The following is a 20,969-nucleotide window of genomic DNA, read 5'->3' as shown; positions in this document are numbered from 1 at the left end:
GGGGTCGCCGCGACCCCGGCTCAGGCGGAGACCGTTAGGTCCACGCAGTGGCATCTTGATGCCATGAAGGCCGACGACATCTGGTCTATCAGCACGGGCAAGGATGTCACCATTGCGGTAATCGACACCGGCGTAAAGCGCATCCCTGAACTTGAGGGTCAGGTGCTGCCAGGTAAGAATTTCGCTTCCGCAAGCTACGCGGGTGACGAGCGAACTGACCACAGCCACCACGGTACGGCCATCGCATCGGTCATCGCGGGCAATGGAAAGGGTCCCGGCGGTGCGGACAGCGCTTTTGGCTTGGCGCCCGGCGTGAAAATTCTGCCTGTGCGGATCGATTTCGGTGGTGACGGCACTGCCCCCTTCCGCTCGATGATTCAGGGCATCCGCTTTGCCGCGGATTCGGACGCCAGGGTTCTCAACATTTCCATGGGCGGCATCAATCAAAGCAACGAATTGGACAGTGCCGTCAAGTACGCCCTCGGCAAAGGCAAATTGATTTTTGCCAGCGTTGGGAACGACGGTAACGAGGACGTCATCTGGCCGGCGGCGACGCCTGGAGTGGTGGGTGTCGGGGCTGTCGACGCCAAGGGTGAGGCGATGAAGGAGTCTCAGCACAACCGTTACGTGGACATTTCGGCGCCAGGGAAAGACATCGTTTCTGGCTGCGACGGTGGAACGGGACTTTGTAAGAGCAGCGGTACAAGCGAGGCCACCGCCCTCGTCTCCGCCTCCGCGGCTCTCCTCTGGTCCGTCCACCCCGACTGGACCAACAACCAGATCCTCCGCGTCCTCCTGAACACCGCCGGGAAGCCCACCGACGGCGTGCAGCGCAACGACTACGTCGGATACGGCGTCGTACGGCCGAGGATCGCCGTGCCCACGCCCGGCGATCCCGGACCGGCCGACGTGTACCCGCTGCCGGACCTCGCGGCAGCCGCCTCCCCCACGTCGGCCCCCGCCGCCCCCGGCGGCAAGGCCGACCCCGCACCCAAACCCGAGGCGAAGAAGGGCAACAGCGACACCGGCAGTGCCCTGCCCTGGATCGCCCTCGGGCTCGGAGCCTGCCTGATCATCGGCGGCGCCGTCACCGCGGTCGTCATCCAGCGCTCGCGACGCTGAGGACCCCGCCCCGACACCCCAGGAGAGTTCGGCATGTCCTTCGACGAAGAGTGGGCGACCGCGCGCGCCACCGCCGCGGCCAACGTCTCCATGCGGCTCAACCACGTACCCACCGCGCCCGACAGCGGCGCCGGCGCCGGAGACCTGGAACTCAACCAGGACCACATCGGCGCCATCGGCACCGAAGCCTTCAAGCTGCACGAACGGCTGTCCACCGACGGCAAGCACGCCGACACCTCCACCGCCGCAGCCGCCGGCGCACTGTCCAAAGAAGGCTTCGCCAGCGGGGCGGCCCTGCTCAAGGCCGCCCACCGCTGGGAGAGCCAGGTCAAGACCCTCGTCGCCGCCTGCGCGACCATCTCCAACGGCCTGAACTACTCCCTCGCCTCGCACAGCAAGGACGAGAAGCAGCTCTACGCCGAGTTCACCAGCTCCAAGATCGACGAGTACCTCAAGTAGCCCGCTCCACACGCTGGAAGGCGACGTAGACACGTGTTGTCGTACGAGAACGTCCTGAACGCCCCCGTCGACCAGCTCGCGACCGCGATCGCCGACTGGGCCGCCCTGGTCACCAAGCTGGACGAGCTCGCCGAGGCGGCCCGCAACGGCATGAAGGCCAAAGCCGGCAAAGCCGAGTGGCACGGTGTCACAGCGAGCGTGGGCCGGTCCTTCATCGACAAGACGGCCAAGGAGTTCGAGGACGCCGCGAAGGAGGCCAAGGGCATCCACCAGGCCCTCACCGAAGGCCACGCCACCTTCAAGTCCTCCCGCGAACAACTGAAGAAGATCGCCGAGGAGGAGGCCCCCGCCGCCGGCTTCCGGGTGGACGGCAAAGGGAAGGTGACACCGGCACCCCTTTCCGAAGCCGAGCGCGGCGCGGCGCTGCACGACCCCGACTACCGGCAGTCCGTCCGTGAGAACCAGCCACTGTGGCAGGCGAAGGTCGACGCGATCATCGACACCTGCGACGACGTCGACCAGTCGCTGTCCCGCCTGCTCAACGCGAACATCGCCGAGGACCACAACTTCAGCGGCCCCACATACGCCGGCCTCACCGCCGAACAGGCCGGCCACGCCGCCGACCTGGCGCACAAGGGCCGCAACCTCTCCCACACCGAGCTGGCGGAACTCAACGAACTGCTGGCCGACAACTCCGCCAAACCCGCGTTCTCGACCGCGTTCTACAGTGCGCTCGGTCCGAAGGGTTCGCTCGAGTTCTTCGGCCAGATGTCCACCGACACGTACGACTACGCGAAGCTGGACGCGCAACGCCTCAAGGACGTCCAGGAGCTGCAGCGGAACCTGGGCCTGAACCTCGCGACAGCCACGCAGTCCAAGTCGGAACCACACCTCCCCGACAGCTATGCGCTGGAGCTGCGCAAGCTCGGTACCGAGCGGATCCCGCTGGCGAGGTACGACCAGAACCCGCCGTTCGGCTACCAGCTGCTCGGCGGCATCATGCGGTACGGGAACTACGACCCCAAGTTCCTGCTGCCGATCGCCGAGCACGCGACCCAGATCCACGCCAAGGAACCCGACTTCTTCAACCAGTCGCGGCAGCTCAACGGCTACGGCAAGAACATGCTCAACCCCTCCGGCGTCAACGGCGCCGGCTACGACCCGGTGACCAGCTTCCTGGAGGCGCTGGGGCACAGCCCCGACGCCGCGTCCCGGTTCTTCGACCCGGAGGGCGAACCGCACGCCTACAACCGGGACGGCACGGAGAAGCCCGGTCACCCGGACCTGGGTACGGGCGCTGACAAGAAGCCGATCAAGAGCTACCTCGACTTCTTCGGCAACGCGAAGTACACCCCCACCATCGACATGGAGGGCTTCAACCCGGATGACCTCCCCAAGGTCCAGAAGTACATGCCGGACGCCTTGGGCCACGCCCTGGAAGCCGCCACCCTCGGCCACGCCTGGGACGACCCTCATCCGGCCCTCCACCGCAGCGAGGCGGGCGCGCGCATCATGCACGATGCAGTGGTCAAGTACGGCGGAGACGCGGAACTGCTCAAGAAGCAGGAGACACTCGCCGACAGTCTCGGGCGTATGGGTGCGGGGTACATCGACGATCTCAACCACGGGTTGCGCGGCAAATCACCGGATAGCGTGTTCGATTCGAGCGGGAAGGGGCATGTGGCGTTTGAGCCGGAAGATGCCCGGAAGTTCCTGAGCAGCCTCGGTCAGTACCCGGACTCCTACCTCACGATGTCCCGTGCCGAGGCGGTCTTCTCGGCCTCGATGCTGGAAGCCCAGGTGGGGCCGGACGGCACGCTCAACCAGAGCAGTCTTGAGGAAATCGCCCGGACAGGAGGCGAGTTCCAGGGGGCCCTGGACGAGTCCCGCGCGAAGCAGATCCAGCAAGACGCCGACAAGTGGAACGATGGCTACGAGAGGGCCTTGGAGAAGCGGTCCGGCTGGGTGGAGTTCGCGGCGACCGGGGCGATCGCTGCCGGCGTCGCCTTCCTCCCGGCTACAGCGGCCGCAGCGGGCGCGGCGGCTGTTCTGGTGCCACTTGGGGTCGACCTCGGCACCGGTGCGCTGGAGCAGGTGGCCGGAGACCTCGTTGGTGACTGGTCCCACGACGAGGCCGAGCGGCAGAAGGACCTCCACGACGGCAAGGCACACGACGCCAAGGCGAGCGTGTACAGCCAGGGCGAGGCCTCGGCATCCGGGCCGGTGGAGCACTTTCTCGAACGGCACCCGGTGGGTCCGTCAGACCCGTTGGACGAACGGCTCCGCCAGGCCCTTCTGACCGGATACAACAGTGGGTGGGCGAACGAACAGCACATGGGCAATGAGCCGGTGAAGCCGAAGAAGGCGGGCGAATGACCGGGGCCGGCTCGAAGATCCGCATACTTTCGGGCCTGCTTGTCATAGGGGTGCTCGTTTCCGCGTGTAGTGGTGGTGGGGAGCCGGACCCCGGACCAAGTGAAGTATTCGCCGCTGAGGTCTGTTCCGAGGGGCTGCTCAGTCCGGATGCCGTGCGTGCTTTGGAACTGCTGACCGGAGGGGCCACACCGTTCAAGCCTCCCAAGAACGTCGGGGACGTGGCGTGGGTGGCAGGCGTTCTGGAGCGGGGTTACGCAAAAATAGGCGCGTCGCTCGGGGGCACAGTGTGCAGGGCTACTCCGGATGAACGCATGAACTACCACGACCTTTCCGTGTCGTTCGAGATCGAGCACGAGTCAACGCGGACGGGCGAGCACACGGAGAGCGGCAAGGGCTACTACTGGGAGTACGACCTGGGCCGCAACGCCCTGGTCCTCCCTGACAACGGAAGGCTTTACTTCGACTGTGCGAGTGACCGGCTCGCGGGACCGGACAAAGCCGTGCCGATCAAAGCGAGTGTCAGCCTCCGAGAGGCGCCCACCAACGTCGACCCCCGCGCGCTGCGCGAAGCCAACCTCACCATCCTCCACTCCGCCGCCCGGGCGCTGGCCAAGGAGATGGGCTGCAAGAACAACGGGAACCTGCCCGAGCAGCTGGTGATCAAGGAGAAGGCCGCGCCCACGCGGTAGGGCCCGCGCACGGCAACGGCCGCCCGGGGGAGTCCCCGGGCGGCCGTTCGCGAAGCCGTGACCGGAATCGAACCGGCGTAACTCGCTTTGCAGGCGAGTCCCTCAACCACTCGGGCACACGGCTGGGTGGTGGTGATGGGACGACCGTACGAGGGGTGGGGGAGGCGGGGAAGGGGGCAGGCGGGGGTGCAATGGGACTGTCATGCCGCGTTCACAAGGGGCCGGGGGCGTAGGTCCGGGGGAGGAGGGGTGGGTCGGTCCAAAAGACAGGGGCGAGAGCCGGGGACGCGCCTTACTCTGGGGCGATGAGCGTCCTGAAACCCCGCGTGCCGCAACAGGCAGGTGCCGCCGTTCCGCCGCAGCCCGAGGGCGGGGTGCTGGCGCCGCCCTACCGGGCGCTGAGCATCGGGATGGTCTCCGTCATCTTCCTGATCGCCTTCGAGGCCACCGCCGTGGGCACGGCGATGCCCGTCGCCGCCCGCGAGCTGGACGGGGTCGGGCTCTACGCCTTCGCCTTCTCCGCCTACTTCACGACCAGCCTCTTCGGCATGGTGCTGGCCGGTCAGTGGGCCGACCTGCAAGGCCCGCTGCGGCCGCTCGCCGTCGGAATCGGGGCCTTCGCCGCCGGGCTGGTGGTGTCGGGGACCGCCGGTGTGATGGGGGTGTTCCTGGTCGGGCGGGCGGTGCAGGGGTTCGGGGGCGGGCTGGTGATCGTCGCCCTGTACGTGGTCGTCAGCCGGGCCTACGAGGAGCGGCTGCGGCCGGCCATCATGGCCGCCTTCGCCGCGAGCTGGGTCGTGCCGTCGATCGTGGGCCCGCTGGCCGCCGGGACGGTGACCGAGCGGCTCGGGTGGCGCTGGGTGTTCCTGGCGATTCCCGCGCTGGTCGTCGTACCGCTGGTCGTGGCCCTGCCGGCGATCCGGCGGACCGCGGGCGGCCCGGTGCGGACGGCGGACGGTCCCGAGCCGTTCGACCGCCGCCGGATCCGGCTCGCGCTCGGGATCTCGACGGGTGCGGGGCTGCTCCAGTACGCGGCCCAGGACCTGCGGTGGCTGTCGCTGCTTCCGGGCGCGGCGGGCGCGGCCCTGCTGGTGCCGGCGGTGCTGGGGCTGCTGCCGCGCGGGACGTACCGGGCGCGGCGCGGGCTGCCTGCGGTGGTGCTGCTGCGCGGGGTGGCGGCGGGGGCGTTCATCGCGGCGGAGAGCTTCGTACCGCTGATGCTGGTCACCCAGCGGGGGTTGAGCCCGACCATGGCCGGGTTCTCGCTCGCGCTCGGCGGGCTGACGTGGGCGGTCGGGTCGTGGGTGCAGTCCAAGGGGCGGGTGGAGCCGTACCGGGAGCGGCTGATGGCGGCCGGGATGGTGATGGTGGCGGTGGCCATCGCGACGGCGCCGGCCGTGCTGGTGCCGTGGGTCCCGGTGTGGACGCCGGCGCTGGCCTGGGGCCTGGGGTGCTTCGGGATGGGTCTGGTCATCGGGCCGACGGGCGTGCTGCTGATGAAGCTGTCCCCGCCGGAGGAGGCCGGTGCCAACTCCGCCGCGCTGCAGATCTCCGACGGGCTGGCGAACGTGGTGCTGCTCGCGGCGGGCGGGGCGGCGTTCGCCGCGCTGGGCGGGGGATCGGTGGGAGCGGCGCACGGCCTCGCGGGCGGGGCGACCGTCTCGCACCCCGCCGCCTTCGTCGCCGTCTTCCTGCCGATGGCCGTCGTGGCGCTGGTCGGGGCGTGGGTCGCCACCCGGCTGGACCCGGTGCCGGAAAGCGCATGACACCGCCGGGTCCGCCCGCTGCCGTCGCCGCCGGGTCCGCCCGCTGCCGTCGCCGCCGGGTCCGCCCGCTGCCGTCGCCGTCGCGACGCCCGCCGCCGTCGCCGCCGCGGCCGGGGGCTTCGTGCGTGGCGTGCGCTTCGTGCGCGGCCTGCGCCGCGGAGTTCTCGACGTTCCCGGGACGGCGGGCGGGTCGGCCCGGTCCGCCGGCTGACACGCCGGTGTGACGCTCGCCGCACCCGGCGAGGTCGCGGGCCTGTCCCTCTCCGAGGGGCGGGCCCGCACCGGTAGGGTGGCCCGGTTGTCCTACGTACGACTGCCGAGAGCGACGAACCGGAGACCGTGACTACTACCGCCTCCCACCACCTCTCACCCGCCTTCCCCGGCCGTGCGCCGTGGGGTACCGCCAGCAAGCTGCGTGCCTGGCAGGAGAGTGCGCTGGGCCGATACCTGGAGACCCAGCCGCGCGACTTCCTCGCCGTCGCGACCCCCGGCGCGGGCAAGACCACCTTCGCGCTGACGCTGGCCTCCTGGCTGCTGCACCACCACGTCGTCCAGCAGGTGACCGTCGTCGCGCCGACCGAGCACCTCAAGAAGCAGTGGGCCGAGGCCGCCGCCCGGATAGGCATCCGGCTCGACCCGGAGTACTCCGCTGGGCCGCTGAGCAAGGACTACCACGGCGTCGCCGTCACGTACGCCGGCGTCGGCGTACGCCCGATGCTGCACCGCAACCGGTGCGAGCAGCGCAAGACCCTCGTGATCCTCGACGAGATCCACCACGCGGGCGACTCCAAGTCCTGGGGCGAGGCCTGCCTGGAGGCGTTCGACCCGGCCACCCGCCGGCTCGCGCTGACCGGTACGCCCTTCCGGTCCGACACCAACCCGATCCCGTTCGTCTCGTACGAGGAGGGCAACGACGGCATCCGCCGGTCCTCCGCCGACTACACCTACGGGTACGGGAACGCGCTCGGCGACGGCGTGGTGCGGCCCGTCATCTTCCTCTCCTACAGCGGCAACATGCGCTGGCGCACCAAGGCGGGCGACGAGATCGCCGCGCGTCTGGGCGAGCCGATGACCAAGGACGCCGTCTCCCAGGCCTGGCGCACCGCGCTGGACCCGCGCGGCGACTGGATGCCGAACGTGCTGCGCGCCGCCGACCAGCGGCTGACGGAGGTCAGGAAGGGCATCCCGGACGCGGGCGGCCTCGTGATCGCCTCCGACCAGGACTCGGCGCGCGCGTACGCCAAGCTGCTCCGGGAGATCACCGGCACCAAGCCGACCGTCGTACTGTCCGACGACACGGGCGCGTCGAAGCGGATCGACGATTTCAGCGCGGGCGACGACCGCTGGATGGTCGCGGTCCGGATGGTGTCGGAAGGCGTCGACGTACCGCGCCTCGCGGTCGGGGTGTACGCCACCACCATTTCGACGCCGCTGTTCTTCGCGCAGGCCGTCGGGCGTTTCGTGCGTTCGCGCAGGCGCGGCGAGACCGCTTCCGTGTTCCTTCCGACGATTCCGTACCTGCTCGGATTCGCCAATGAGATGGAAGTCGAGCGGGACCACGTTCTCGACAAACCGAAGAAACAGGGCGAGGAAGACCCTTATGCCGAGTCCGAGAAGGAAATGGACGAGGCGAACAAACTGGAAGACGAGGACACCGGCGAGGACGAGCAGATGTCCTTCGAGGCGCTGGAGTCCGACGCCGTCTTCGACCGGGTGCTGTACGACGGCGCCGAATTCGGCATGCAGGCCCACCCCGGCAGCGAGGAGGAGCAGGACTACCTCGGCATCCCCGGACTGCTGGAGCCCGACCAGGTGCAGATGCTGCTCCAGAAGCGGCAGTCGCGGCAGATCGCGCACAGCCGCCGCAAGCCGGACGCGGACGCGGACCTGCTGGAGCTGCCCGCCGACCGGCGGCCGGTGGTTTCGCACAAGGAACTGCTGGAACTGCGCAAGTCGCTCAACACGATGGTCGGTGCGTACGTCCATCAGAGCGGCAAACCACACGGGGTGATCCACACGGAGTTGCGCCGGGTGTGCGGCGGCCCGCCGAGCGCGGAGGCGACGGCCGGTCAGCTGCGCGAGCGGATCAAGAAGGTCCAGGAGTGGGCCACCCGGATGCGGTGAGGCAATAAAGCACATTGGCGTGCAGGGACATCACGAATTGACACACGCGTCAGAAAAAATCGGAACAAACCGGCGGTAGGCGCCCGGATTCTGGACGAGGCCTTCCGCTGAGCGGACCTGCTCGCTACTGTCCCCGAAACGAACGCCCCGTGGCAGCGCCGCCGCGGGAGCGCAGCCGGAGCCATGCCATGGCCGCAACCGGCGGCCTCTCCGTGCGTCGCCGAGGGACCGGCAGCGCTCCACCCCGCGAGAGTCACCGCCGCCCAGTGAAAGAGGGAGAGGCGTCGTGACTGCGGAAACCTCCCAGACCCTCGACCGAGGGCTCAGAGTTCTCAAGCTGCTCGCGGACACCGATCACGGTCTGACCGTCACCGAGCTGTCCAACCGCCTCGGTGTCAACCGCACCGTCGTCTACCGTCTGCTCGCCACGCTCGAACAGCACGCCCTGGTCCGCCGTGACCTCGGCGGCCGGGCCCGCGTCGGGCTCGGCGTGCTCCGGCTGGGGCGCCAGGTCCACCCGCTGGTCCGCGAGGCGGCCCTGCCCGCGCTGCGCTCCCTCGCCGAGGACATCGGGGCGACCGCGCACCTGACCCTCGTCGACGGCACCGAGGCGCTCGCGGTGGCCGTCGTGGAGCCGACCTGGACCGACTACCACGTGGCCTACCGGGCCGGCTTCCGCCACCCACTGGACCGCGGGGCCGCCGGCCGCGCCATCCTGGCCGCCCGTCAGGGCTCGCTCACCGAGCCCGGGTACACCCTGACCCACGGGGAACTCGAAGCGGGCGCCAGCGGTGCCGCCGCGCCCCTCGTCGGGATCACCGGGCTGGAGGGCAGCGTCGGCGTCGTGATGCTGGCCGACGCCGTGCCCGAGCGGGTCGGCCCGCGCGTGGTCGACGCGGCCCGGGAGGTCGCCGACGCCCTGCGCTGAGGGCGGCCCGGCCCCCCGCGTCCCGGTCCGCCGGGGCGCGGCCCCGGCATGCGCCGGGGCAGGCGCTCCGTGCCGTTCGCACCGGCCCGATAGATTGACCGGGTGCTCTCTCGCCTCACACGTCTGCCGCGTCCCGCCGCCCTGGCCGTCTGCGCCCTGCCCGTGCTCGGGCTGTTCGCCGTGGCGGCCTTCGCGCCGCTGCCCTTCGTGATCGCCCAGCCGGGGCTCACCGCCGACGTGCTCGGCGCCCGCGACGGCAAGCCCGTCATCGCCCTCACCGGCGCCCCCACCCGCGAGACCAAGGGCCAGCTGAGGATGACCACCATCCAGGCCACCGGCCCGTCCTCGACGGTGCGGCTGCCCGAACTGGTCGCCCGGTGGTTCGACAGCACCCGGGCCGTCATGCCCCGGGAGTCCGTCTACCCCTCGGGCGGAAGCGACAAGGAGATCGAGGCGCACAACCTGGAGGAAATGGCCAAGTCCCAGTCGACCGCCTCCCAGGCCGCCCTCGGATTCCTGCACAAGGACCCCGGGACGGTGAAGGCCGAACTCAACCTCGCCGACGTGGGCGGTCCCAGCGCCGGACTGCTGTTCTCCCTCGGCATCGTCGACAAGCTCGACGGCGACGGCAGCGGCGGCGACCTGACCGGAGGCCGTGTCATCGCGGGTACGGGAACCATCACCGCCGGGGGCGAGGTCGGCGCGGTCGGCGGCGTCGCGCTCAAGACGCAGGCCGCCAAACGGGACGGGGCGAGCGTGTTCCTCGTCCCGAAGGCCGAGTGCTCCGACGCCCGCTCCGAACTGCCCGAGGGGCTCCGGCTGGTCCCCGTCACTTCGCTGACGGGTGCGGTGGACGCCCTTCGCGCGCTGAACCGGGGGGAGCAGGTTCCGTCCTGCTGACCGGCCCGGTCTGACCGGCCGGTGACGGCGGACCGGCAGGCGACAGCGGACCGGCGGCCGACGGCGGACCGGCCGGTGACGGCCGGCCGGCCTGCGCCGGCGGGTGGTCCATGCCGCGCCAGGCGGGGAAGACCAGGGGGCTCAGCGTCGCCAGCAGGTAGACGCCGCCGAAGGCGAGGAGCGCCGTGGTGGCGCCGAACCCGCCGACCAGCAGGCCCGCCGCGAGACCGCCCAGCGGCATCGTCAGCTCGCAGCCGGCCGTGGTCACCCCCGCGACCCGGCTGCGCAGTCCGTCCGGCACGTGCTCGTAGACCACCGTGGACAGGATCGGGTTGAGCATGCCCGCCCCGAGCCCGGACAGGACCATCGTCACCGCGAGCGGCAGCGGGGTGCCGGTGAGGGCGGCCACCGCGAACCGGGGCGCCCCGCACAGCAGGAACGCCACCGCGAACACCGCCCTGCGGCTCAGCCGCTCGCCCCACGCCCCGTACAGCAGGGCGCCGAGCAGCGCGGAGCCGCCGAAGAGGGACACCATCAGGCCGAGCGCGGTGGGGCCGCCGAGGGCCTCGCGGCCGTGCACGGGCAGCAGCACCGAAGACCAGCCCTGGTCCAGGCCGTTGGTCATCATGACCATCCCGGTGATGCCCAGCAGCAGCCGCGACCGGGTCAGGAAGGCCCAGCCTTCGGCGAGTTCGGCACGGTAGCCGGAGAAGGAGATCTTCCCGGCGGCGCGGTGCGGTTCGGCCGCCGGGACTCCGCGCAGGAAAGCGGTGACCAGCAGCGCCGACGCGCCGAAGGTGGCGGCGTCCACCAGCAGGATGGACTCGGTCCCGAACGCGGCGATCAGCAATCCGGCCAGCGCGGCCCCGATCATGCGGGCCCCGCGGGAGACGCCGTCGTAGAGGCTGGCCGCGCGGGCGAGGGTGGTCCCGGCGTGCTCGGCGAGGTCCGGGAGCAGGACGCCGCGGGCGGTCAGGCCCGGCGTGTGCACGAGGCCGCCGAGGGCCATCAGGGCGCACAGCATCCAGAACTCCAGCACCCCCGCGTAGTGCAGCAGCGGGATCGCGGCCACGGACAGGGCGCAGACCAGGTCGGAGACGGCGGAGACGCGCCGGCGCCCGATGCGGTCGATGACGGGGCCGCCGACGAGGGCCGCCACGACGACGGGCAGGGTGGCGCAGAAGGCGACGACACCGGCCCGGCCGGCGCTGCCCGTGGTCTGGAGCACGAACCACGGAACGCCGATGAGGGTGAGGGAACTTCCGGCTATGGAGATCGTGTTGGCGGCCAGCACCGCCGCGAAGGGGCGCCTGCTCATGCCGTGCGCCGGGTGCGGTCGTCTTCGCGGGGGAAGGTGTGCGTGTGGACGCGGACGGGCTGCCGGCCTTCCGCGGGCGGCAGGTCGCGGTAGCTGTTCACCAGGTCGTGCATCTTGTGGATCAGCTCCAGGGTCTCTTCGGCCGTCAGGTGCAGCGTGAAGTCGCTGAGGTCGGAGCCGCGCCGCCATTCGACGGACCACGCCTGGGCGCTGCCGAGCCAGGAGTTCACCTCCTGCGCGTGGATCGTCGCGATCTCGTGCAGGAAGAGGTCCGCCGCGCCGCGGGTCGACGGGTCGTCGTCGTAGAGCAGGGACTCGTCGAACCGCGTCCCGTCGTGCGAGGCCTTCCACCACCGCTCACGGCCCTTGCCGTGCTCGGGTGCGTCCTCGACGAAGCCGTAGGCGGCGAGTTGGCGCAGGTGGTAGCTGGTGGAGCCGCTGGACTCGCCCAGCCGCTCGGCCAGTTGGGAGGCGGTGGCGGGCCCTTCGTGGCGCAGCGCGGCCAGCATGCGCATGCGCAGCGGGTGGGCGAGCCCGCGCAACGAGCGGGCGTCGAGGGTGCGGAGCTGGGGCTGTGGGACTTCCGGTGTCTCGGGCACGACTCAACGGTAGAGTTGCAAAGACTTCTCTGCAAGGGTTTCTTTGCAACTGGTTCGCGCCCAACTCCCTTGGCAGGTAAGGCTCATCGGCCGTCGGCCGGTCAGTCGTCCGGCCGGTCAGTCGTCCGGCCGGTCAGTCGTCCGGCTCGTCAGTCGTCCGCAGCCGCCTGCTCCACCAGGGGGATGATGCGCAAGGGGACGGGGTTCTCCATGACGATCGCCGTCGACGCCCGCACGATCCCCTCGAAGCCGACCACCCGGTCGATCACCCGTTGCAGATCGGCGTTGGAGCGGGCGACCAGCCGGCAGAGCATGTCCCCCTGGCCGGTCGTCGTGTGCAGCTCCAGCACCTCCGGCACCCCGTCCAGGTGGGCCCGTACGTCGGCGCCCTGCCCCTGCTTGATCTCCAGCGTGGCGAACGCGGTCACCGGGTACCCCAGCGCCGCCGGGTCGACCTGGGGGCCGAAGCCGCGGATCACCCCGTTCGACTGGAGCCGGTCCAGGCGCGCCTGGGCCGTGCCGCGCGCCACGCCGAGCCGCCGGGACGCCTCCAGGACCCCGATCCGGGGTTCGCGCGCCAGCAGCACGATCAGACGCCCGTCCAGTTCGTCGATTCCCATGGCTGCCTCCGGACGGCTCGGCTGGTGGTCATCCTGCACAGATCTCTCAGTCATCCTCTGCCCGCGCTGGTCAATCTGTACAGCAGAAACGGAAACTATTGCGCAGCTTGTGGATCGGCGGGACTCTGCGCTCATGACTGAGTCTTTGGCGAACCTCGAAACCACCCCGGCCACCGCGCGTGAGGCGGACCCCTTCCCGGTGAAGGGCATGGACGCCGTCGTCTTCGCCGTGGGCAACGCCAAGCAGGCCGCGCACTACTACTCCACCGCGTTCGGCATGAAGCTCGTCGCCTACTCCGGACCGGAGAACGGCGTCCGCGAGACGGCCAGCTACGTCCTGACCAACGGCTCCGCCCGCTTCGTCCTGACCTCCGTCATCAAGGCGGCCACGGACCACGGCCGGTTCCTCGCCGAGCACGTCGCCGAGCACGGCGACGGCGTGATCGACCTCGCCATCGAGGTCCCCGACGCCCGGGCGGCGTACGCGTACGCCGTCGAGCACGGCGCGCGCGGGCTGGACGAGCCGTACGAGGTCAAGGACGAGCACGGCACGGTCGTGCTCGCCGCGATCGCGACGTACGGGCAGACCCGCCACACGCTGGTGGAGCGCAAGGACTACTCCGGCCCCTACCTGCCGGGCTTCGTCGCCGTCGACCCGATGGTCGAGCCGCCGGCCAAGCGGACCTTCCAGGCGATCGACCACTGCGTGGGCAACGTCGAGCTGGGCCGGATGAACGAGTGGGTGGCGTTCTACAACAAGGTCATGGGCTTCACGAACATGAAGGAGTTCGTGGGCGACGACATCGCCACCGAGTACTCGGCGCTGATGTCGAAGGTGGTCGCGGACGGCACCCTCAAGGTGAAGTTCCCGATCAACGAGCCGGCGATCGCGAAGAAGAAGTCGCAGATCGACGAGTACCTGGAGTTCTACGGCGGTGCGGGCGTCCAGCACATCGCGCTGGCGTCGAACGACATCGTGGCGACGGTGCGGTCCATGCGGGCGGCGGGCGTGCAGTTCCTGGACACCCCGGACTCGTACTACGACACGCTGGGCGAGTGGGCCGGCGAGACGCGGGTGCCGGTGGAGACGCTGCGCGAGCTCAAGATCCTCGTCGACCGCGACGAGGACGGGTACCTGCTGCAGATCTTCACGAAGCCGGTGCAGGACCGGCCGACGGTGTTCTTCGAGATCATCGAGCGGCACGGGTCGATGGGCTTCGGCAAGGGCAACTTCAAGGCGCTGTTCGAGGCGATCGAGCGGGAGCAGGAGAAGCGGGGCAACCTGTAGGTTGCGGTTGCGCCGAGCTGTGGCCCCGGCCCCGCCGGTCCCCTCACGGGGGCGGCGGGGCCGGGGCATGCGGTCGGCCCGTGCGGGGCCGCCGTGCGCAGTGGCCCCGGCTGCGCCGGGCTGCGCGGGGCTCCGCCCCGCACCCCGCGCCTCAATCGCTGGCGGGGCTGGATCTGCCCGGCCTCGCGCCTCAATCGCCGGCGGGGCTGGATCTGCCCGGCCTCGCGCCTCAATCGCCGGCGGGGCCGGATCTGCCCGGCCCGCGCCTCGAACGGGGCTCCCGGCCCGTGTCTCAGGCCGTTGACGATGGTTTCGGGGACGGCTGGGCGGGTTTGGGCTTCGGGGCGGCCTTCGGGAGGTCCGGGGCGACCCAGGGGGTGGTCGGCTGCATGTTCTCCGGGCCGCCCGGCGGGGGCTGGGCCAGGGCGGCCAGAGCCTCCTTCGCCAAGGGCCCCCGCACCGGCGAGAAGCCCGGGTTCGTCCGCAGGGCCTCCTGCAAGTGCCGCCGGGCCCCCGCCTCGTCGCCCAGGGCGCGCTCGATCATCGCCCGGTGGAAAGAGAACTCCGCGCTGCGCAGCCCCGGTTCCGTCGCCTTCTTCGCGTACTCCAGCGCCATCGCGTCGTCGCCCGTCCTGTGCAGCGCCCACCCCAGCGCGTCGGCGACCTCCATGCTCTTGTGCCGCCCCCACTCCTGCGTGAGCCGCCGCACCGCCGCCTCCGGATCGCGGTGGTCGGCCTCGAACAGCCCGAGCACCACGTTCTCGTTCACCGGCTGCGTGCCCTCCAGCCCCGCCAGCGCCCCCAGCGCCTCGTACTGTGCCCGCGCCTCGTCCGGCCGCCCCAGGGACTCCAGCAGCTCGCCCAGCTCCAGCTGCAGCCGCGGTACCGCCGCCCGCCCCAGCGCCATCCGGTAGTCGCGGACCGCCTCCCCGCCCCGCCCCAGCGAGGCCAGCGCCCGCGCCCGGCCGCCCAGCGCCTCCGCCTGCGCCGGGTCCGTCCGCAGCGCCGCCTCGTACTGGCCCAGCGCCTCCTCCGCGTCGCCCCGCTCCCAGGACAGCTCCCCGAGCCGGAACAGCGCGTACGCCTTCTCCGCCGGGGCCTTCGCCGCCCCGGCCGCGTGCTCCATCGCCATCACCGCGTCCTCGCGCCAGCCGCGGTCCCGGTACACCTGCGAGGCCTTGACGTACGCCGCCAGCCCCGAGTGCAGTTCGTCCAGCTGCTCCAGCGCCTTCTGCGCGGCCTTGTAGTCGCCGAGCCCGGAGTACGCGTCCACGAGCACCGGGTACGCCGTCCAGCGCCGCGGCGCCTGCGCCCGTACGAGTTCGCCCCACTTCTTCGCGGTCCCGAAGTCGCGCCGGGCGTTGGCCAGCGCGCCCATGCCCGTCATCGCGTCGAGGTTGCCCTTCTCCGCGGGCCGCAGCTCCAGCGACCGTTTCAGCGCCCCCTCGGCCTTCGGGAACCAGTCCGGGGCGGCCGTGCGCCGTGCCTGCTCCAGGTACGCCGATCCGAGCACCGCCCACGACGCGTCGTCGCGGGGGTGCCCCGCGAGCCACTTCTCCCGGTCCGTGACCAGCGCCGTCAGGTCCACCGCCGCCGCCGGGGCGCCCAGGCCCATCGCCGCCGCCGCCCGTTCGCCGGGCCCCGGCGGCCGCGCGTCGTCCCCCGTCCTCGCCGGCCTGATCACCAGGGCCCCGACGATCAGGACCACCGCGACCGCGGCCGCCACGAGCGTCTTGCGGCCGGTGAACGTCACGGCCGGCTCGGCCTGCTCCGATGCGTAGTCGATACGGTCCATGCGTTCACTGTGCGTCAATATGAAGAGTACGCCGGGGTGTCCGAAGAAGGTCGCGTCCGTGTTCACACCTATGGCCCCAGCTGCCACGCTGACCCCATGGATGATGACCTCTCCACCCCACCGCGCGCGGACCTCCTCACAGCGCTCCACGAGGCGCTCCTCGAAGGACTACCGGCCGAAGCGGTCCTGGCCGACGCTCAGGTGACCGCCTCCTACGCCACCGACATGGCGAGCTTCTGCGCCGCCGGCACACCGGCCGCCGTCGTCCTGCCCCGGACCGTCGAGCAGGTGCAGCACGTCATGCGCACCGCGACCGCACTGCGCGTACCCGTCGTCCCCCAAGGCGCCCGGACGGGCCTGTCCGGGGGCGCCAACGCCTCCGAGGGCTGCATCGTGCTCTCCCTGGTGAAAATGGACCGGATCCTGGAGGTCAGCGCCGTCGACCGGATCGCCGTCGTCGAGCCCGGCGTGGTCAACGCCGTCCTCTCCCGCGCCGTCGCCGAACAGGGCTTGTACTACCCGCCCGACCCCTCCAGCTGGGAACAGTGCACCATCGGCGGCAACATCGGCACCGCGTCCGGCGGCCTGTGCTGCGTCAAGTACGGGGTCACCGCCGAGTACGTCCTCGGCCTCGACGTGGTCCTCGCCGACGGGCGGCTGCTGCGCACCGGCCGGCGCACCGCCAAGGGCGTCGCCGGGTACGACGTCACCCGCCTGTTCGTCGGCTCCGAGGGCAGCCTGGGCGTCGTCGTCCAGGCGGTACTCGCGCTGCGCCCCGCGCCGCCCCGGCAGCTCGCGCTCGCCGCCGAGTTCCCCTCGGCCGCGGCGGCCTGCGAGGCCGTGTGCGCCGTCATGGAGGCCGGTCTGACGCCCTCGCTGCTGGAACTGATGGACCGTACGACCGTCAGGGCGGTCAACGCCCTCGGCAAGATGGGCCTGCCCGAGACCACCGAGGCGCTGCTGCTCGCCGCCTTCGACACCCCGCACGCGCCTGACGACCTCGCCGCCGTCGGTGCACTGTGCACGGCCGCGGGCGCCACCGCCGTCGTACCGGCCGAGGACGAGGCGGAGTCGGAGCTGCTGCTCCAGGCCCGGCGGATGTCGCTGACCGCGCTGGAGGCCCTGCGGCCCGCGACGATGATCGACGACGTGTGCGTCCCGCGCTCGCGGCTCGCCGAGATGCTCGACGGGACCGCCGCGATCGCCCGTACGCACGACCTGCTCATCGGGGTGTGCGCCCACGCGGGCGACGGCAACACCCACCCGGTGGTCTGCTTCGACCCCGCCGACGAGGACGAGACGCGCCGGGCCCGCGAGTCTTTCGACGCCATCATGGCCCTCGGGCTGTCGCTGGGCGGCACCATCACCGGCGAACACGGGGTCGGGGTCCTCAAGAAGGAGTGGCTCGCCCGCGAGCTGGGGCCGGTGGGGCTGGAGGTGCAGCGCAACCTGAAGCGCGCCTTCGACCCGCTGGGGCTGCTGAACCCCGGCAAGCTGTTCTGACGGGACGCCCGGCGCCGGGGGCCGTTCACGCGCGGGCCCTCAACGGTCCCCGTCCGGCGACTCGTCCGAAGGCCAGGGGTCCCGCAGCCACAGGTCGTCCGCCGGGGTCGGGGTGAGCAGCTCCGCCAGCGCCGCGTCCAGGCCGAGCCGCTCGGCCTCCGTCCCCGGCGGGACCACGCGCAGGGTCCGCTCCAGCCAGGCCGACACGGCGGTGGCGGGCGCCTCCAGCAGGGCGTCGCCGTCGGGCGAGCTGAGCGCCATGCACAGCACCGACCGGTCGTCGGACTTCGTGGGCCAGATCCGGACGTCTCCGTGGCCGCACGGGCGGAACACCCCCTCGACCAGCAGCTCGCGTGCGAAGGTCCAGTTCACCGGGGCGCTGGAGCCGGTGTGGAAGGTGATGTGCACGGCGTACGGGTCGTCGGTCAGGTAGAGCAGCCTGGCGGGGACGGGGATGCTGCGCTCGGGGGACATGACCAGCTTGAGTTCCAGCTCGCGCTCGACGACGGGGTGGTGCATGACGGCCTCACTTCTCTGCGGATCTCGCGTGCGGTGCGCGGGGCCGGTCGTGGCCCCGCGTTCGGAGAGAGCCCCGGTGTGCCGGGGTATGACGCGACTTCGCGCGGTGCGGCGGAGATTGGCCTGAATCTGTCGGATGACCGAAAAGGGGCGGCTGGGGAAAGGATTCGCTCGAAGGCTTGGATTCTCCCGTTACCGGACCGGCCGGAGGGAGGTTCTTCGCTATGGTCCTGCCCTTCACAAGCCTCAAGCCACGATCGGAGTTGGGGACATTGACGGCCTCCCCTGGTGACGGCGAGCACGCGGCCCGCGAGGGCTACTACCCCGATCCCTCCATCCCCGGGTACGTCCGGTACTGGAACGGCTCCGCCTGGGTCCCGGGCACGAGCAGGCCGGCCACGCCCGCCGACGAGACGGGTCCGGTGTTCCTGGACGAGACGTCGGCGACCGAGGCCCTGCCGGACCCCGACCCGGACCGGGACCCGGATTCGGATGCGGACGCCGGGCCCGGGCCGGAGGGCGGGCCCGGGCCGGTGGCCGCCGCCGTGGCGGGGGTGGCGGCCTGGCAGGCGGACCCGGCGCACCAGGCCGGCTTCGGCGGCCCGCGCGACGTCCGCGTGTCCTGGGGCCACGCCGAGGAGCCGGCCGGGGCGCTGCCCGCCCGGGCGGTGGTGGCCGCGCCGCCCGTGGAGCGGTTCCCCGCGCAGACCCCGGCGGAGGCGGTGGGCATCCTGTCGGCCCGGTCGCCGGTGGCGGCCGCCGCCCCGGCCGCCGCGCCGCCCGTCACCGTCCCGGCTGCCGTCCCGGCCCCGGCCGCCGTCGCCGCCGCGCCGTCCGTCCCCGCCCCGGCTCCCGCGTGGCCCGCGGCTCCCGGGGGCGGCGACACCCCCTCCGGGGTCACCTCCTCCTGGCCCGAGGCCGCCGAGGCCCCCCGCCCGGCCCCGGCGCGACCCCGTGCGGTGGTGACCGCGCCCCGGCCGGCCCCCGGACCCCCGCGGCCCGCGCCGGTCGCCGCCCGGCGTGACCCCGCCCCCCAGGCCCCCGCCCCCCAGGCCCCCGCCCCCCAGGCCCCCGCCCCGCAGGCTCCCGCCCCCCAGGCCTCCGCCCCGCAGGCCCCCCTCCCGCAGGCCCCCGCACCCGTCCCCGCCCCGCAGGCTCCCGCCCCGCAGGCCCCGGCACCGCTCCCCACCGCGCACGCCGTCTTCGAACGCATGGCAGAGCGGGCCGTCCGCCCCGCCGGGCTGGTCCGCCGCGGCGTGGCCCGGCTCCTGGACTCCCTCGTGCTCGGAGCCGTCGCGACGGGGGCCGCCCTGCCCCTCGTCCCCCGGGCGACGGCCCACATCGAGGCCAAGGTCGACGCCGCCCGGGGGATGGGCAGACACACCACCGTCTGGCTGCTCGACGCCACCGTCACCGGCTACCTGGGCCTCGTACTCGCCGCCGTCCTGCTCTTCGGGATCCTCTACGAGGTCGCCCCCACCGCCCGCTGGGGCCGCACCCCGGGCAAGAAGCTGCTCGGCGTCCGCGTCCTGACCACCGCCACCCGGCGCCCGCCCACCTTCGGCGCGGCCCTGGGCCGCTGGCTGGTGTACGCGACCCTCGGCCTCCCGGGCGGCCTGTGGTGCCTGGTCGACCGCCCGCGCCGCCAGGCCTGGCACGACAAGGCGGCAGGGACCTACGTGTCCCGCTGAGGGTTGCCCCGTCGTCGCGGCACCCCCCGGACGGACGCCGTCCCGTTGCGGGGTCCGCGCGCGCGGGGTCGACTCGGGCCATGAGCACCGATCAGCCGCCGCCGGGGCAACCGCCCGAGGACGATCCGTTCCGCAAGAGGCCCCAGGAGCCGACGCCCCCGTCGGGCGGTTCGCCGTACGGTTCGCCGCCGCCCGGCGCGGGCGGGTACCCCCCGCCCCCGGGCGGACCCGGAGGAGCCGGCGGAGGCGGGGGTTACCCGCCTCCGCCGGGCCCGTACAACGGCAGCGGCGGCGCCGGGGGCCCGTACGGGATGCCGGACCCGCTCGCCGGCATGCCCCCGCTCGCGGACTTCGGCAAGCGGCTCGGCGCGCGGATCATCGACCTGATCATCGTCGCGGTCCCGCTGTTCCTCATCCAGCTGCCGTTCGGCACGCGGCGGTACGTCGTCGACACGGGCAAGGGCGAGGACGTCACCGAGGTCATCACCAAGTCGTACAACGGCACCGGGCTGCTCTGGACGCTGATCTCGATCATCGCGTACGTCGGCTACGACTGGTGGTTCACCAAGAGGCACGGCCAGACGATCGGCAAGCGTGCGCTCGGCCTGCGCGTCGCGATGCTCAACGACGGCAGCGTGCCGCCGTCCGGCGCCGCGCTCAGCCGGGGCGCGGTGCTGTGGGTGCCGACCCTGATCTGCTGCTTCTGCCTGTGGCCGCTCGCGCTGATCATCTCGATGCTGATCGACAAGCCGTACAAGCAGGGGCTGCACGACAAGGTGGCGAAGACCGTGGTGGTCCGCACCACTTGAGTCCGCGGCCCGTCATGCGCCCGGTGCGGGCGGCCGCCCCCCGGGGACCGGCCGCCCGCACCGTCGTACGCGTACGCGTCAGTGGTGCACGGGGTGTTCGGACGCGGCCCTCTGCTCGGGCACCCGCGCTCCCGGCGTGACCTCGACGGGGGCGGCGGAGTCCTGCGGCCCCGCACCGGAGCGTCCGGCGGCGTGCCGGCCGCGCCGGCGCGGGATCGGCACCGTGAGCGCGACGAGGAGCCCGAGGGCGAGCGCGGCCGCGGAGATGACCGCGATGCCGATCCCCGTGCTGGTCTGCGACAGCAGCAGCATGGCGATCGTCGACACGATGACGGTGGCGGACCCGTAGGCGAGCTGTGCGGCAGTCGGACGCGGCATGGCGGTATCCGTCCTCAAGGCGGTGAGGGAGAGTCGGCTCAACTCGTCGCGCGGCAAAAGACTCTACGACGGGGCATGCCCGAGC

Annotated in this window: 18 protein-coding genes and 1 tRNA gene; 12 read left to right on the top strand and 7 right to left on the bottom strand. The window is 72.0% G+C overall.

Annotated elements, in window-relative coordinates:
* The first annotated feature begins 63 nt into the window (after window positions 1-63).
* The 4 genes from mycP (at window position 64) to ACIA6C_RS04550 (ending at window position 4,646) form a co-directional block, all read left to right on the top strand.
* Entirely contained in the window at window positions 64-1,122 is a 1,059-nt protein-coding gene (gene mycP / locus ACIA6C_RS04565; RefSeq protein WP_399272878.1) for a type VII secretion-associated serine protease mycosin, read from the top strand.
* Between the two features lie 33 nt (window positions 1,123-1,155).
* Window positions 1,156-1,581, top strand: a complete 426-nt coding sequence (locus ACIA6C_RS04560; RefSeq protein WP_399272876.1) for a hypothetical protein — start codon at window positions 1,156-1,158, stop codon at window positions 1,579-1,581.
* A gap of 33 nt (window positions 1,582-1,614) precedes the next feature.
* Entirely contained in the window at window positions 1,615-3,957 is a 2,343-nt protein-coding gene (locus tag ACIA6C_RS04555; RefSeq protein WP_399272873.1) for a hypothetical protein, read from the top strand.
* Window positions 3,958-4,268: 311 nt separating this feature from the next.
* The gene (locus ACIA6C_RS04550) at window positions 4,269-4,646 is read left to right on the top strand and encodes a hypothetical protein (protein WP_399272871.1); all 378 of its coding nucleotides are present in this window, start codon (window positions 4,269-4,271) and stop codon (window positions 4,644-4,646) included.
* Window positions 4,647-4,698: 52 nt separating this feature from the next.
* Here ACIA6C_RS04550 and ACIA6C_RS04545 read toward each other — a convergent pair.
* Window positions 4,699-4,770 (bottom strand) — tRNA-Cys (locus tag ACIA6C_RS04545).
* Between the two features lie 181 nt (window positions 4,771-4,951).
* Here ACIA6C_RS04545 and ACIA6C_RS04540 point away from each other — a divergent pair.
* From ACIA6C_RS04540 to ACIA6C_RS04525, 4 genes are all read left to right on the top strand, one after another.
* Window positions 4,952-6,412 (top strand): MFS transporter, encoded by a 1,461-nt coding sequence (locus ACIA6C_RS04540; protein ID WP_399272869.1) that lies wholly within the window; start codon window positions 4,952-4,954, stop codon window positions 6,410-6,412.
* 339 nt (window positions 6,413-6,751) lie between these two features.
* Window positions 6,752-8,536, top strand: a complete 1,785-nt coding sequence (locus ACIA6C_RS04535; protein ID WP_361137739.1) for a DEAD/DEAH box helicase — start codon at window positions 6,752-6,754, stop codon at window positions 8,534-8,536.
* Between the two features lie 286 nt (window positions 8,537-8,822).
* On the top strand, window positions 8,823-9,464 hold the full coding sequence (locus tag ACIA6C_RS04530) for an IclR family transcriptional regulator (protein WP_190182650.1): 642 nt from the start codon (window positions 8,823-8,825) through the stop codon (window positions 9,462-9,464).
* Window positions 9,465-9,566: 102 nt separating this feature from the next.
* The gene (locus tag ACIA6C_RS04525) at window positions 9,567-10,364 is read left to right on the top strand and encodes a S16 family serine protease (protein ID WP_361137738.1); all 798 of its coding nucleotides are present in this window, start codon (window positions 9,567-9,569) and stop codon (window positions 10,362-10,364) included.
* Here the strand turns inward: ACIA6C_RS04525 and ACIA6C_RS04520 are convergent.
* The 3 genes from ACIA6C_RS04520 to ACIA6C_RS04510 all read right to left on the bottom strand — a co-directional run bounded on the left by ACIA6C_RS04520 (window position 10,294) and on the right by ACIA6C_RS04510 (window position 12,901).
* Window positions 10,294-11,682 carry an MFS transporter gene (locus tag ACIA6C_RS04520; protein ID WP_399272866.1) on the bottom strand — a complete coding sequence of 463 codons (1,389 nt, stop codon included), beginning with the start codon at window positions 11,680-11,682 and terminating at the stop codon, window positions 10,294-10,296. The two genes, ACIA6C_RS04525 and ACIA6C_RS04520, sit on opposite strands and share 71 nt — an antisense overlap.
* Window positions 11,679-12,281, bottom strand: a complete 603-nt coding sequence (locus ACIA6C_RS04515) for an ArsR/SmtB family transcription factor (RefSeq protein WP_399272864.1) — start codon at window positions 12,279-12,281, stop codon at window positions 11,679-11,681. The genes ACIA6C_RS04520 and ACIA6C_RS04515 overlap by 4 nt, the downstream gene beginning before the upstream one ends.
* A 149-nt stretch (window positions 12,282-12,430) precedes the next feature.
* The gene (locus ACIA6C_RS04510) at window positions 12,431-12,901 is read right to left on the bottom strand and encodes an Lrp/AsnC family transcriptional regulator (protein WP_399272862.1); all 471 of its coding nucleotides are present in this window, start codon (window positions 12,899-12,901) and stop codon (window positions 12,431-12,433) included.
* 133 nt (window positions 12,902-13,034) lie between these two features.
* Between ACIA6C_RS04510 and hppD the strand changes: the two genes are divergently transcribed.
* The gene (gene hppD, locus ACIA6C_RS04505; RefSeq protein WP_399272860.1) at window positions 13,035-14,189 is read left to right on the top strand and encodes a 4-hydroxyphenylpyruvate dioxygenase; all 1,155 of its coding nucleotides are present in this window, start codon (window positions 13,035-13,037) and stop codon (window positions 14,187-14,189) included.
* Window positions 14,190-14,481: 292 nt separating this feature from the next.
* Here hppD and ACIA6C_RS04500 read toward each other — a convergent pair whose 3' ends face one another.
* Entirely contained in the window at window positions 14,482-15,984 is a 1,503-nt protein-coding gene (locus ACIA6C_RS04500; RefSeq protein WP_399272858.1) for a tetratricopeptide repeat protein, read from the bottom strand.
* A gap of 96 nt (window positions 15,985-16,080) precedes the next feature.
* Between ACIA6C_RS04500 and ACIA6C_RS04495 the strand changes: the two genes are divergently transcribed.
* Window positions 16,081-17,487: an FAD-binding oxidoreductase gene (locus ACIA6C_RS04495; protein WP_399272856.1), complete on the top strand. Its 1,407-nt coding sequence runs from the start codon at window positions 16,081-16,083 to the stop codon at window positions 17,485-17,487.
* A gap of 39 nt (window positions 17,488-17,526) precedes the next feature.
* Here ACIA6C_RS04495 and ACIA6C_RS04490 read toward each other — a convergent pair whose 3' ends face one another.
* Window positions 17,527-18,006, bottom strand: a complete 480-nt coding sequence (locus tag ACIA6C_RS04490; RefSeq protein ID WP_361137733.1) for an SsgA family sporulation/cell division regulator — start codon at window positions 18,004-18,006, stop codon at window positions 17,527-17,529.
* 272 nt (window positions 18,007-18,278) lie between these two features.
* On the opposite strand from ACIA6C_RS04490, the gene ACIA6C_RS04485 reads away from it, so the two are divergent.
* Together ACIA6C_RS04485 and ACIA6C_RS04480 are read left to right on the top strand one after the other, a co-directional pair.
* A complete protein-coding gene (locus tag ACIA6C_RS04485; protein ID WP_399272854.1) occupies window positions 18,279-19,697 on the top strand; it encodes an RDD family protein in 1,419 nt (472 codons plus the stop codon).
* A gap of 80 nt (window positions 19,698-19,777) precedes the next feature.
* Window positions 19,778-20,506 (top strand): RDD family protein, encoded by a 729-nt coding sequence (locus tag ACIA6C_RS04480; protein WP_399272852.1) that lies wholly within the window; start codon window positions 19,778-19,780, stop codon window positions 20,504-20,506.
* A gap of 78 nt (window positions 20,507-20,584) precedes the next feature.
* On the opposite strand, the gene ACIA6C_RS04475 is transcribed toward ACIA6C_RS04480, so the two are convergent.
* Window positions 20,585-20,884 (bottom strand): hypothetical protein, encoded by a 300-nt coding sequence (locus ACIA6C_RS04475; RefSeq protein WP_399272850.1) that lies wholly within the window; start codon window positions 20,882-20,884, stop codon window positions 20,585-20,587.
* Window positions 20,885-20,969: the final 85 nt, after the last annotated feature.

The sequence above is a fragment of the Streptomyces sp. NPDC051578 genome (assembly GCF_044454045.1).
Lineage (GTDB): Bacteria > Actinomycetota > Actinomycetes > Streptomycetales > Streptomycetaceae > Streptomyces.
The sequence above is the reverse complement of the archived record's forward strand: the minus strand, read 5'-3'. Positions and strand labels throughout refer to the sequence as shown.

Coding starts and splice junctions, on each gene's coding strand:
- ACIA6C_RS04540 (WP_399272869.1), top strand. CDS start 4,952: ATGAGCGTCCTGAAACCCCGCGTGCCGCAACAGGCAGGTGCCGCCGTT.
- ACIA6C_RS04500 (WP_399272858.1), bottom strand. CDS start 15,984: ATGGACCGTATCGACTACGCATCGGAGCAGGCCGAGCCGGCCGTGACG.
- ACIA6C_RS04510 (WP_399272862.1), bottom strand. CDS start 12,901: ATGGGAATCGACGAACTGGACGGGCGTCTGATCGTGCTGCTGGCGCGC.
- ACIA6C_RS04550 (WP_399272871.1), top strand. CDS start 4,269: ATGAACTACCACGACCTTTCCGTGTCGTTCGAGATCGAGCACGAGTCA.
- ACIA6C_RS04560 (WP_399272876.1), top strand. CDS start 1,156: ATGTCCTTCGACGAAGAGTGGGCGACCGCGCGCGCCACCGCCGCGGCC.
- ACIA6C_RS04475 (WP_399272850.1), bottom strand. CDS start 20,884: ATGCCGCGTCCGACTGCCGCACAGCTCGCCTACGGGTCCGCCACCGTC.
- hppD (WP_399272860.1), top strand. CDS start 13,035: ATGACTGAGTCTTTGGCGAACCTCGAAACCACCCCGGCCACCGCGCGT.
- mycP (WP_399272878.1), top strand. CDS start 64: ATGAAGGCCGACGACATCTGGTCTATCAGCACGGGCAAGGATGTCACC.
- ACIA6C_RS04520 (WP_399272866.1), bottom strand. CDS start 11,682: ATGAGCAGGCGCCCCTTCGCGGCGGTGCTGGCCGCCAACACGATCTCC.
- ACIA6C_RS04495 (WP_399272856.1), top strand. CDS start 16,081: ATGGATGATGACCTCTCCACCCCACCGCGCGCGGACCTCCTCACAGCG.
- ACIA6C_RS04490 (WP_361137733.1), bottom strand. CDS start 18,006: ATGCACCACCCCGTCGTCGAGCGCGAGCTGGAACTCAAGCTGGTCATG.
- ACIA6C_RS04480 (WP_399272852.1), top strand. CDS start 19,778: ATGAGCACCGATCAGCCGCCGCCGGGGCAACCGCCCGAGGACGATCCG.